This is a genomic window from Neobacillus cucumis (assembly GCF_002860255.1).
Lineage (GTDB): Bacteria > Bacillota > Bacilli > Bacillales > Cytobacillaceae > Neobacillus > Neobacillus cucumis_A.
Genome location: NZ_PGVE01000031.1, coordinates 17,853 through 30,314 on the forward strand (window position 1 = coordinate 17,853; position 12,462 = coordinate 30,314).

The following is a 12,462-nucleotide window of genomic DNA, read 5'->3' on the forward strand; positions in this document are numbered from 1 at the left end:
TAGCAAGAGTATAAACCCTTGCTATTTCTAATGTTTTTTAATCACTCTAGCCTTACAAATTGACGTTATGCGATAGGAAACGGAACCCGTTAATATAATTCTCGACTTCATTTTGCAAAAGTGCTACCCTACCTTAGCACAATGCTCGTCCAGTCTGATTATCTCCTAATATCCCTTTTCTATTTAGCTTCAATCAACCATACAAACTCATTGGATTCTATAATAAATCCACTTCTGTTGGATCTTCTTTTACAAATCGGCGGGAAGTAGTGCCGTATTAGCGGATAAAATTCGTTTTGGCAAGATCAATAAGCTCGTTGCCATGTCCGTTCAGTACCGCTTTCATCATCCAAAGGCTAAATCCACGTGCCTGTTCAAATGTGATTTTCGGTGGAAAAGCCAATTCCTGGCGATTCACAACGACATCAAGCAATACTGGACCGTCATATTTGAGGGCACGCTGAATCGCTTCCTCCAGTTCCCCAGGGTCCTCCACGCGAATTCCTTCCATGCCCACCGCTTGCGCCACCGCTGCAAAGTTTGGGTTATCAAGAGCGGTACCTGTTTCCAGGAAGCCCTGTGCTTTCATTTCAAGCTCGACAAAACTAAGCGCACCGTTGTTAAATACGACCACCTTTACGGGCAATTTATGCTGCCTAAGTGTGAGAAGGTCGCCCATCAGCATGGCAAGCCCTCCGTCACCAGAAAGGGAGATGACCTGGCGGCCTGGCTCGGCAAGCTGTGCTCCAATGGCCTGCGGCAGGGCATTTGCCATCGTTCCGTGATTAAAAGAACCCAATAACCGCCTTTGTCCATTCATTTGCAGATAGCGGGCGGCCCAAAGTGTCGGGGTTCCGACATCGCATGTAAAAACCGCATTCTCACTTGCCAGATCACTGACGGCTTTTGTGAGATATTGAGGATGGATGGGTTTGTGGCCAGGTTTTCCGGTTGTTAGTTCGTCCAGATCATCGCGGATTTTTCGATAGTGGTCGGTAAATTTCTTCAGGTGACCTCCATCATGAGGCTCTGTCAGAAAAGGCATCAGTGCTTCAATTGTTGCCTTCACATCACCGCACAGCCCGTAGGTGAGGTCGGTTCGGCGGCCGAGATGTCCCGGCTCAATATCGACCTGCAAAATGGTGGCCTCTTTTGGATAGAATTGCCTGTATGGAAAATCGGTCCCAAGCATCAGCAGGACATCGCATTCCTTCACCGCATGATAGCCTGATGAATACCCGATCAGGCCTGTTAATCCGACATAGTACGGATTATCATACTCCAGGTGTTCTTTCCCTCTTAAAGCAATGACCATAGGTGATTGCAGTTTTTCGCAAAGCTGCATGAGCTGCGTGTGAGCCCCCGCACAGCCGGCTCCGCATAGCAGGGTGATACGCTTGCCATGGTTCAAGTAGTCCGCCAGCTGCTTTAACTCTGTTTCCGAAGGACGGATGACCGGCTGTGTCACATGAAGAACATGTTCTGGTACAGGGGTCTCGTCTGCTTCATAGCCAGCCACATCCCCAGGCAGAACAAGAACGGACACACCTTTACGTGAAACGGCATTCTGCATGGCAACGAGTACGGAGCGCGGCATTTGGTGAGCGGTCGTCACAACCTCGCAGTAGTAGCTGCAGTCCTTAAATAGATGATCGGGCCGTGTTTCTTGAAAGAAATTGGTCCCGATTTCGTAGCTTGGAATGTGGGCTGCAATGGCAAGCACAGGAACCCGGTTGCGGTGACAGTCGTACAAGCCATTGATGAGGTGCATATTACCGGGACCACTGCTTCCAGCGCACACAGCAATACTTCCGGTCATATCTGCATCAGCACCGGCTGCGAATGCTGCCACCTCTTCATGGCGGACATGAATCCATTCAATTTTCCCTGAACGCCGGATGGAATCGATGACGGCATTCAGTGAGTCTCCGATAATACCATAAACCCTTTTCACACCTGCATTTAACAAGGCTTCAACCAGTGAATCCGCGATGGTTCTCTTCATTCTATTTCTCCTTCGTTATTTTCCTTTGGTATTTTTTTGTATTTTTCCTATTTTATTGGGTTTTATTCTGAACCAATGGAATGCGTGATTGTTCTGTTGTTACCTTGACAAAGTTTGAATCTTTATCTAGTTCTCGCCTCAATCAATAAGGATGAAAGTATAAGGGCCTCTTGCGAATGCATGCAAGAGGCCCTCCTATTATAAAAGTTATTCCCGGGTTCTTTTTTGATTCAATACTCCTCAATAGATTTAATACTCCGATGGTTTCTTTTTAAAAGCTTTTAATCTAGCATATTCTTCCCTCGTAATCGGCAAAATGGTCCCATGTTTATAGCCATACGGGAACTTAAAGGATTGATCCGAACGAATGAAATTTCCTTTTGATAATTGGTCCGCGATAAACGGAACATAGCCTTGTTCTTCTGCGGAAACTCCATAAAAATCCAAGAATAAGCACCATCTGCCATCTTCCAATTTAAAGGCTGTCGGAGCTTCATATTGTCCTTCTTGCAGGGAGTCCATGCTTTTATCAAAGTCTTCAATCTTCTTAAACGGTCCAGTAATATTCTCTGACTCCATAAGAATGATTCTAGCAGGATTCTTTTCACTCTTTAAGAAAAAATAATACTTGCCATCTTCCTCATACATGGCAGAATCAATGACTCCACTGTCTTCTTTCTGATACAAAACTTCCGCTTTTGTAAAATTCACAAAATCCTTTGTTCTAGAATAATAAATTCCCTTTTCTCCATAGTCATTGGAGCTATGGGAGGATGACCAGTGAATGACGTAATCATCATTTCTCTTATCATAAATAATATCCGGTGCCCACAAACAGCCGAAATCGTCATCTCCCAGTTGGATCATTCTCTGGTCTGACCAGTGAATCAAATCGTCAGACTCCCAAAGAACCAGACATTTGCTTCCGTTTCTGCCGATTTCCGCCCATGAATGTTGATACTGATTCAACATGCCGTATGACAAACTTAAGTCTGTTGCTAAAATAACAAATTTGCCTTCTTTGGTTCTAGTAATCGTAAAATCTCTAACACCTTTATCACCATAGTAACTCCATAGAACAGGATTTCCGTCATTCACTTCTTCCCATTGGAAGCCATCCTTACTAACTCCAAAGTAAACCTGTTCTCCATCCGGTGTTCTCTTTTCCTTAAAGTGTACAAATAGGTAAGCCTGCATGAATTCTCACTCCTACAAAGATGACTTTTATTTGTTACCAGATTGGTACGAACCCATTTATTTCTGCCAAAACCGATTCGATCTCATCGAGAATGGTTTCGGGAATTTTGAAGCCAGATGCTTTTATATTTTCCTCCACTTGTTCAGGTCGGCTGGCTCCAATAATCGCCGAGCTTACTCCAGGCTGTCTTAATACCCAGGCAAGTGCTAATTGCGACAATTGGATGCCCAGAGCTTGTGCCATATTTTCAAGTTTTTGAACGCTTGTTAGGACTTCATCATTTAAGTAACTAGTAATCCATCTGTTTGTTTCCTGATTGGCCGCACGGCTGGTTGATGGGATGTCTTGTCCAGCTTTATATTTTCCAGTCAAAATCCCTTGGGCCAACGGAGAAAATACGACTTGCCCCATGCCGTGTTTCTCACTGACAGGCAAAACCTCTTTTTCAATATAACGGACAATCATATTGTAAATGGGCTGATTGGAGATGATCGGCCGTAAATTCTTTTCTTTTGCCACATGGGCTGCATCTGTGATTTGCTCCGCCGTCCATTCACTCACCCCTGCATACAGGATTTTTCCTTGTGAGGTTAAATCATCTAATGCTCTGAGCGTCTCTTCTACCGGTGTGTCAGAATCATAGCGATGACATTGATAGAGGTCAATATAATCGACCCCGAGACGTTTCAAGCTTGCGTCGCATTGTTCGATAATATGTTTTCTCGATAGGCCTTTGTCATTAGGACCGTCTCCCATTGGAAAATAAACCTTTGTTGCTAACACATAACTGGAGCGAGAGTATTCCTTTAACGCTTCGCCTAAAACCACCTCAGCTGCTCCCCTGTTGTAGGCATTGGCTGTATCAAAGAAGTTAATTCCTAGCTCATATGCTTTATGAATACAAGCAATAGATTTCTCTTTTTCTACGGCTGTACCATAGGTTAGCCAGCTGCCTAACCCAATTTCACTGACCTTTAAACCTGAGTTTCCCAGATTACGATATTCCATCCCCTCATCCTCCTGCTTCTATTTGAACTTTGAGACACTTCTTCCGGGTAAAAACCTATTGGCTTTATTCTCTTCCTCTAGTTCGTTGGTTTATAGCGTCCTGATTATATGGATAAGTCACATATAAATCACTTGCTCTGTTTAATCGGTCGAGTTGCTCCATCGTTAATGACCAGCCCGCTGCACCCAGGTTTGCTTCCAGTTGTTCCATCGTACGGGCTCCAATGATGGGAGCTGTTACACCTGGTTGATTTAATAGCCAGTTAATGGCTGCTTGGGCCGGCGTTTTTTCAGCTTCTTTTGCCACAGCATATAACGTCTCTAATACATGCCAAGTAGATTCATTATTATAATTGCTCCAGGACTCGCCCCAGCCTTCTTTTTCCGCTAAAGCCACCCGTGTATTCTCAGGAGGGGTCACCATATCCTTGGTATATTTCCCGCTGAGCCATCCACCGCGTAATGGGCTCCAAGGAATGACACCCAATCCTTCATTTATACAAACATCTAGTAATTCCCATTCAGTGGCCCGGCAGAGAAGATTATATTGCGGCTGCAGGCAGACAAATGCTTCCCAGCCCTTTCGGCGGCTTAGGTCAATCGCCTTTTGCAATTGCCAGCCTTTAAAGTTACTGGCTCCAATATAGCGGACGAGTCCTTCACGAACCAAATCATTTAACGTGCTTAATGTTTCTTCCAAAGGTGTACGGGGGTCCCAAGCGTGAACCTGATAGAGATCGATATAATCGGTACCAAGGCGGCGCAGGCTTTCTTTGACACCAGATAGGATATGTTTTCGGCTTAGACCGATATCATTTGGCCCCTCACCCATAGGAAAACGGACTTTTGTGGCAAGGACCACGTCATCTCTTTTTTGGCCTTGCAGCCATTTGCCAACGATCTCCTCTGAAACGCCTCCGGTATAAACATCGGCTGTATCGACAAAATTGCCACCTTCTGCTACGAAACGATCTAAGATTTTGAAGCTGTCCTGCTCACTTGTTTCACGGCCAAACGTCATTGCACCTAAACAAAGCTCACTCACTCTTAAACCCGTTTTTCCTAAATAACGAAATTCCATCAAGTATCACTCCTTATTTTTTATGTATGAATAATGATTTTCACTGATTATATAGAAATAAAGCATTAAGGGCAGGAATAGAACCTATTCATTTCCGGCTGTAAGTTTAATAGTTTTTAAATTTTTTCATCAAGAACCTCCCCTTGTCATAGTTTGTCGGTTAAATTAACTAAGCGCTTACATACCTATTATACTTATTTTCTAAAAAATATGAAAATAAATTGAATCGCAATATTTAATAATTACTTTTTTAATTCCAATGTAAAAAAAGTAATTAAAATTTTACTATGTTACAAGTTAGTTAGTTTACTGGACAAAGTATGTCTGGTAAACTTTAATAGAAATACGAATACGTTTTCTTTGATGAAATTCATTTTATGAAAATGGAGGGATAGAATGGGCCTGACAAATGAATTTGCACACCGAATGGCGCGTAAGACCATTAAACTCGTGGATGTATCAGGAAATCCTGTTAAAGGAAAGGAAGTATCCCTAAGACTGACAAACCATAAGTTTTTATTTGGTTGCGGTATTTTCGATACGATCGAAGTCGCAAATAAAAGTGTACCAGCAGACAGACTTACTTTTTTGGAAGATAAATTGGATAAGTTCGTAGATGTTTTTAACTTTGCCACCCTGCCCTTCTATTGGGGAGTATTCCCTGACTATTGGGGTGGATTTGAGCCTGAAAAAGGAAAACCACGGACAAATGAATTAAAGGCTGCGGCACAATGGTTAAAAGAAAGAAACGTAACCGTGAAAGGTCATCCCCTTGTCTGGCACACTGCAACGGCTCCATGGCTCTTGGATATGAGCAATGAAGACATCCTGAAAGCACAGTTGACAAGAATTGAACGTGAAGTATCCGACTTCAAAGGATTAATCGATATGTGGGATGTCATCAATGAAGTAGTGATCATGCCAATCTATGATAAGTATGACAACGGGATAACAAGAATTTGTAAAGAACTTGGCCGTGTGGGTATGATCAAAGAAATGTTTGCCAAAACACGGGAATGCAATCCTGGTGCGACTCTATTATTAAATGATTTTAATACATCGATTAACTATGAAATCTTAATTGATGGATGTTTACAAGCAGGTGTTCCAATTGACGCGATTGGGATTCAGTCCCATCAGCATCAGGGTTATTGGGGACGTGAGAAATTGGAAGAAGTACTGGAGCGTTTCTCCCACTTTGGCCTTCCAATTCATTTTACAGAAAACTCATTGTTATCTGGACATCTTATGCCGCCTGAAATTGGAGACCTGAATGATTATCAGATTCCAGATTGGCCATCTACACCAGAAGACGAAGAACGCCAGGCAAAAGAAGTAGAAGAAATGTATTCGATTCTATTTAAACATCCACAGGTAGAAGCCATTTCATCGTGGCAGTTCAGTGATGATGGTGCATGGATTGGTGCTCCTTCCGGATTTATCAGAAAAGATAATAGCTTAAAACCATCTTATAAAGTTCTGCAGAAACTGATCAAAGGGGATTGGACTACAAAAGAGACACTTAAGACAGATGAAAACGGAATGATTTCATTTGAAGGATTCCTTGGTGATTATGATCTTGTTTGTGATGATAAGAAAGTAAGCTTCCAATTAGATAATAAAGAGGATGAAGCATTTCAGATAATAAATCTAATCCACACCGATGTACTGGTGTAAGCTTCGGCCCATTTTCGGCAGGTTTTGAGTATCGGGAAAAGCGTATATCAGAGTGATAAAACCAACGCAAAAAATTAATAGAGGTGATTAGGCAATGGCCTATCCAGAAATTAAGAAAATTGATTACAATCCGTCTTTGAAGGGCTTGGCACACATCTATCCAGATATTGTCTATTCACTTGCCCAAAGGTCCGGTACGAAGATGACCATTATTTCCCCGCAGATTCCTGAAGACTCGCAGGAAAAATACCCATGCATCGTCTTCGTGCAAGGAAGCGGCTGGACTTTTCCAAATATTTATTATCAAATTCCACAGCTCTCCCAGCTTGCTGCAAAAGGTTATGTGATCGCAACCATAACTCACCGTAATAGTTTGGAAGGACACCCGTGGCCTGCCTGCTTTGAGGATGTCAAAACGGCGATCCGATTTATGAGAGCAAAAAGTGAAGAATATCATATCGATTCTGATCGAATTGGTATCTGGGGTACTTCCTCCGGAGGAAATATGGCTTTGCTTGCTGGGCTTACAGCGGATGATCCGAACTATCGAACAGAGGAATATGCCGATTTTTCTGATCGGGTTAAGCTGGTCGTGGACTGCTTTGGGCCCGCAGATTTGCTACAGAGGGAAGCTCGTCTGGAAAATCCTACTCCAGTCGATATCGCACTGGCGGGTGGAAACCCAAAAGAAAATTTGGATGTTGTTAAAGATATGAGTCCCATTTACAAAGTAAAGGAAGGAATGGCCTATCCGCCATTTTTACTGGTGCAAGGAAATAACGATGAGCCAGTACCATATGAGCAGAGTCTAAATATGTTCCATAAATTGTGCGACTGTGGCGCAGATGCCCGTATGATTGAGGTGAATCATGGACCGCATGAGGGTACTTTCTGGAGTCAGGAATTATTGGATCTGATTTTTGGGTTTATCATGGAACGTTTATAAAAAAGGGGAAGAATTCACTTGCCATTGTCCATTTGACCTAAGCTCACCTAATCAGAATACAATTTAACGCCTTTTGGGATACATGCAACCGTTCATCCCAGGACATGATAATTTAGATGATTGTGATGTTTGGGCGTATAGGTATTTATTATGAACCAATTAAAATACGAAATTCAGAGGAGAATAGAACATGAAAAAAATTGTAAAACCAAATGAACCTTTAGTGGAACATATTTATACTGCAGACCCTTCTGCACATGTATTTGAAGGGAAACTTTATATTTATCCTTCCCATGATATTGATCATGATGGACCTACCAATGATAATGGGGATCAATATGCGATGGAAGATTATCATATTTTGTCGATAGATAATTTTAATTCTCCATGTGTAGACAACGGCGAAGCACTTCACCTTCGAGATGTACCTTGGGCTAGTAAACAGATGTGGGCACCAGATGCTGCTTTTAAAAATAACAAGTATTATTTATTTTTCCCAGCAAGAGATAAGGATGATATCTTTCGAATCGGTGTTGCGACTAGCTCGAATCCTGCCGGGCCTTTCCAAGCTGAAGAAAATTACATTCCAGGAAGCTTTAGTATCGACCCTGCCGTTTTAGTGGATGACGATAACCGAGCCTATGTGTATTTTGGCGGACTTTGGGGTGGGCAATTAGAAAAATGGCAGACGGGTACATTTATTCCTGATGCGGAGGGTCCTGCCCCATCAGAACCTGCGTTAGGACCAATGGCAGCAGAATTAACTGAAGACATGCTTAGTTTTAAGGACAAACCGCAAGAAATATCGATTGTAGACGAGGATGGCAAGCCAATTCTTGCCGGCGATGAGGAAAGAAGATATTTTGAGGGCCCTTGGGTACATAAATACAATGGAAAATATTATCTTTCTTACTCTACTGGTACGACCCATAGCATTGTTTATGGAATCAGCGAAAATCCTCTAGGTCCGTACGTTTTCAAAGGGAAAATCCTGTCACCTGTCATCGGCTGGACCACCCATCATTCGATTGTTTCATTCGAGGATAAATGGTATTTATTTTATCATGACTGCTCCCTGTCCGACGGGGTTGACCACAAACGCTGTGTTAAATATACCGAACTAAAATACAATGAAGACGGAACGATTCAAACCATCGATCCTTACTCAAAGTGAACATAGTAAAGTCGATGTTAAAAAAGACCTTGAGAAGGCTTGTAGCCTCCAAGGTCTTTTTCACTAAGATCTTTTATTCATTAAAAATCTTGGAATCCACAAGGAATTTTTTTATCATAAACGAAGCTGCTCCGAGGACGGCAGCATGATTGTTGAGTTGTGAGATGAAAATCTCATTTTTTAGCGGTATAAATCTCGATAGTCTCTTTGAAACCGCCTTCTTAATCGACTTTAAAACGATTGGATTCGCCTCAATCAAATTACTTCTCAAGATCATCGAGTCAGGGTTAAACGTATTGATCAAATTCGCTAACCCAATTCCTAAATAATAGCCGAATTTTTCTATTTCTATCAATATATCCCCATCGTTTTCCATAATCATCTTATTGGCCTTTTCAACTGTCATTTCGCTACCATTTTTTATTCTGGAAAGATTAGTGAAAAAGGCATTTTCCGATGCATACAGTTCCCAGCATCCTTGATTACCGCAGCCGCATTTTTTTCCATTGTATTCAATGGTCATATGTCCCATTTCTCCTGAAACTCCATCGGATCCGCGGTAAAGCTTGTTATTTACTATGATCGCTAGACCAATTCCAGTTCCGATGCTTACATAAATACTGGTATCGGAATTCTTCATGGCACCATACAATTTCTCTCCAAATGCTCCTGCATTTGCTTCATTCTCAATAAAAACAGGAAGGTTAAAATGAGCTTCGAGCAAATTTTTTATGTCAACTTTGTCCCAATTTGAATGAGGAGTATACACTACCGTTTGATTCTCATTAACAAATCCATGTACCCCTACCCCGATCCCAATAATGCCATAGGGAGATTCTGGTGCATGATTCCTCACCAGCCTAATTCTATCAATTAAAATTAATTTAAGCGCTTCCATCGACTCGTATACAAATTCAAAGTAGTCAGAGAAAAGCTTATTCCCCTCTAAATCAATTAAAATCGTAAAAATATAATTGGCAGCAAGTTCCACTCCAATCGAATAGCCGGCATTTTTATTAAAAACTAGCAATATAGGTTTTCGGCCCCCGTTTGATACTCCCACCCCAATTTCGGAAACGAGATGTTTTTCGATTAATGAATTCGTTTGCAAAGAAACGGTTGCTTTGTTCAGGTTCGTAATTTCCGCGAGTTTTGCCCTGGAGATCGGGTAGTGTTTCATAATGGTACTCAGAATAACTTTTTGACTATGCATTTTACTATCGTTTTGTTCTGCTAATTCCACTTATTCTCCTCCTCTCTTTATTTGTTTATCCTATCAAACTAACTACCGATTCCTTTATTTGATTATTTAATTTATTATATCGTAAAAATATATAAATTTGTATGTTGTTCAATTAAAAAAGATGTGGTAGTATAAGTTCATCGCTTAGTTTATCCGATAAACAAACAAAGATTTAAGTAGTTTTGTTTTTTTTACCATGAAGTGTTGACGGTTTCAAAGTGAAATTATTAGTTAAAGAGGTGAAAAACAGCTTTAAAGCAAAAAATACACAACATATTTACCGTTCGCATGATTTAAGTTTTGTTTAGGAGGATTCTTCTTAGTTTATTCATCTAAACAAACTAAACAAGTCTTTATACTGAAAAATTACTAGTTAGTTAGTGAATGCCATCATTCACTTTAAAAAGCATTTACCTATTTTTATGAGCTTTGATTAAAGAGTTTCTAATCTTTGCCATCGATGAAAGCGATTAATCCTAGTAATATGTAATTAAAAGATTAAGTGGCTCATTTTTAAATGTCTATTATTGTAAGCGGATAAATCGATATAAAATTTATCTGAAAAGGAGATCTATGACATGGCTTTAATGGAATCAACAATTAAACAAATGAACAAAAACACACAAAATATTCAACATAACGAGTATCATAAGCTCAGCCTTTCTGAACGGATCGGTTACGGTCTTGGGGATTTTGCCCAAAACCTCGTATTTGGTACTGTCGGAGGATTTCTGGCTCTCTATCTGACTACCGTTAATGCTATTGGGACAGCAGCTGCTGGATTCATCTTCTTGTTTGTCCGAATCGTCAACGTATTCTGGGATCCAATGGTTGGTACCTTCGTTGATAGATATACATTCAAGAAAGGTAAATATCGTCCTTGGCTTTTGATTGCAGGTATTCCAATGATTATCTTAGCTGCGATGCTCTTTGTTCCAATTCCAGCTATTCGTGGTTCAGTGCCAATCGCCTTTATCACTTACTTCCTGCTCGACTTGATTTATTCCGTGGTTAACATTCCTTACGGTTCGCTGAATGCATCACTCACAAGGGATCCTGAATCCGTAGATAAAATCACAACCACTCGTATGATGTTAGCTAACATTGCTAACCTCTTGGTTTACACACTGTTTCCCATGTTTGTCCAAATGGCTGCCCCATTAGACCGTACACCTAAAGACACAGGTTTCTTTGGTCTTAAGCTCAACATGGGTACTTATACAGATGCATCAGCAAGTCACGCTTGGTTTGGGGTTTATATGGTTTACATGGTACTAGGCGCTGTAGCTTTATTCTTCTGCTACCGTCTTACAAAAGAACGCGTTGTTGCAACTGCAGAACAATCTGCAGAAGTGAAGGCTTTCGACCTGTTCGTTGAATTGAAGAACAACAAACCACTTGTTATTCTAGGTTTCTTCTTTATGCTTGCTTTCACTTTCATGTTCTTCATGAACACAGTGAATGGCTTCTTTAACCAATACACGGTCAACCACTCAGACTGGATGGGTGCAGTAGGTCTCATCGCCTCCATCCCTGGTATCGCTTTCCCAGTCTTCTGGCCAAAATTAAAGAAAATCTTTGGTAAAAAGGGATTCTTCCATTTCTTCCTTGGTATGTTTGTTGTTGGTGAAATCCTTACTTGGATATGGTCGTTAGATGGCATGCACGATTCACTTTTCCTTGCTTATCTTTCAACCTTTATCAAACAATGGGGTCTCACATCTGCAACTGGTTTCATGTGGGCACTCGTTCCTGAAGTTGTCTCTTATGGTGAATTGAAGTCTGGCAAACGTAACGCTGCAATCATCAACGCGATCATGGGTCTCTTCTTCAAGATTGGCTTCACTCTTGGTGGTGCTGTTCCGCTCTGGTTCCTTGCGGCTTTCGGCTTCGATGGAAATGCGGCGAAACAAACAGCTAGTGCTCTTTCCGGTATCAATATAACTGCTATCTGGATTCCAGCTGCGCTTGCGGTCGTTTCGATGATTGTTATGGCTCTTTACCCACTTTCAGATAAAGACGTTGTAGACATCAATAAGCAACTCGATGCTTCTCGTGCCAAAGCAAAAGTCAGATAAGAAATTTATGTATCAAAAAAGGCCAGGTAAAGATACCTGGCCTTTTTTGATT

9 protein-coding genes are annotated in these 12,462 nt (G+C 41.3%); 4 read left to right on the plus strand and 5 right to left on the minus strand.

The window, feature by feature from the left end; translation table 11 throughout:
* Positions 1 to 277 precede the first annotated feature (277 nt).
* From poxB to CVD27_RS07095, 4 genes are all read right to left on the minus strand, one after another.
* On the minus strand, positions 278 to 2,005 hold the full coding sequence (gene poxB, locus CVD27_RS07080) for a ubiquinone-dependent pyruvate dehydrogenase (protein WP_101647186.1): 1,728 nt from the start codon (positions 2,003 to 2,005) through the stop codon (positions 278 to 280).
* Between the two features lie 249 nt (positions 2,006 to 2,254).
* On the minus strand, positions 2,255 to 3,202 hold the full coding sequence (locus CVD27_RS07085; protein WP_101647187.1) for a glycoside hydrolase family 43 protein: 948 nt from the start codon (positions 3,200 to 3,202) through the stop codon (positions 2,255 to 2,257).
* Positions 3,203 to 3,236: 34 nt separating this feature from the next.
* On the minus strand, positions 3,237 to 4,211 hold the full coding sequence (locus CVD27_RS07090) for an aldo/keto reductase family protein (RefSeq protein WP_101647188.1): 975 nt from the start codon (positions 4,209 to 4,211) through the stop codon (positions 3,237 to 3,239).
* 64 nt (positions 4,212 to 4,275) lie between these two features.
* Positions 4,276 to 5,292: an aldo/keto reductase gene (locus CVD27_RS07095; RefSeq protein WP_101647189.1), complete on the minus strand. Its 1,017-nt coding sequence runs from the start codon at positions 5,290 to 5,292 to the stop codon at positions 4,276 to 4,278.
* Between the two features lie 396 nt (positions 5,293 to 5,688).
* On the opposite strand from CVD27_RS07095, the gene CVD27_RS07100 reads away from it, so the two are divergent.
* From CVD27_RS07100 to CVD27_RS07110, 3 genes are all read left to right on the plus strand, one after another.
* On the plus strand, positions 5,689 to 6,969 hold the full coding sequence (locus tag CVD27_RS07100; protein ID WP_101647190.1) for an endo-1,4-beta-xylanase: 1,281 nt from the start codon (positions 5,689 to 5,691) through the stop codon (positions 6,967 to 6,969).
* 94 nt (positions 6,970 to 7,063) lie between these two features.
* Entirely contained in the window at positions 7,064 to 7,915 is an 852-nt protein-coding gene (locus CVD27_RS07105; protein WP_101647191.1) for an alpha/beta hydrolase, read from the plus strand.
* A 190-nt stretch (positions 7,916 to 8,105) separates the two neighbouring features.
* On the plus strand, positions 8,106 to 9,089 hold the full coding sequence (locus CVD27_RS07110; protein WP_101647192.1) for a glycoside hydrolase family 43 protein: 984 nt from the start codon (positions 8,106 to 8,108) through the stop codon (positions 9,087 to 9,089).
* 73 nt (positions 9,090 to 9,162) lie between these two features.
* On the opposite strand, the gene CVD27_RS07115 is transcribed toward CVD27_RS07110, so the two are convergent.
* Positions 9,163 to 10,332: an ROK family transcriptional regulator gene (locus CVD27_RS07115; protein WP_101647193.1), complete on the minus strand. Its 1,170-nt coding sequence runs from the start codon at positions 10,330 to 10,332 to the stop codon at positions 9,163 to 9,165.
* Positions 10,333 to 10,910: 578 nt separating this feature from the next.
* Between CVD27_RS07115 and CVD27_RS07120 the strand changes: the two genes are divergently transcribed.
* Positions 10,911 to 12,410, plus strand: a complete 1,500-nt coding sequence (locus tag CVD27_RS07120; RefSeq protein ID WP_219621287.1) for an MFS transporter — start codon at positions 10,911 to 10,913, stop codon at positions 12,408 to 12,410.
* Positions 12,411 to 12,462: the final 52 nt, after the last annotated feature.

Coding starts and splice junctions, on each gene's coding strand:
- CVD27_RS07120 (WP_219621287.1), top strand. CDS start 10,911: ATGGCTTTAATGGAATCAACAATTAAACAAATGAACAAAAACACACAA.
- CVD27_RS07090 (WP_101647188.1), bottom strand. CDS start 4,211: ATGGAATATCGTAATCTGGGAAACTCAGGTTTAAAGGTCAGTGAAATT.
- CVD27_RS07105 (WP_101647191.1), top strand. CDS start 7,064: ATGGCCTATCCAGAAATTAAGAAAATTGATTACAATCCGTCTTTGAAG.
- poxB (WP_101647186.1), bottom strand. CDS start 2,005: ATGAAGAGAACCATCGCGGATTCACTGGTTGAAGCCTTGTTAAATGCA.
- CVD27_RS07085 (WP_101647187.1), bottom strand. CDS start 3,202: ATGCAGGCTTACCTATTTGTACACTTTAAGGAAAAGAGAACACCGGAT.
- CVD27_RS07100 (WP_101647190.1), top strand. CDS start 5,689: ATGGGCCTGACAAATGAATTTGCACACCGAATGGCGCGTAAGACCATT.
- CVD27_RS07095 (WP_101647189.1), bottom strand. CDS start 5,292: ATGGAATTTCGTTATTTAGGAAAAACGGGTTTAAGAGTGAGTGAGCTT.
- CVD27_RS07110 (WP_101647192.1), top strand. CDS start 8,106: ATGAAAAAAATTGTAAAACCAAATGAACCTTTAGTGGAACATATTTAT.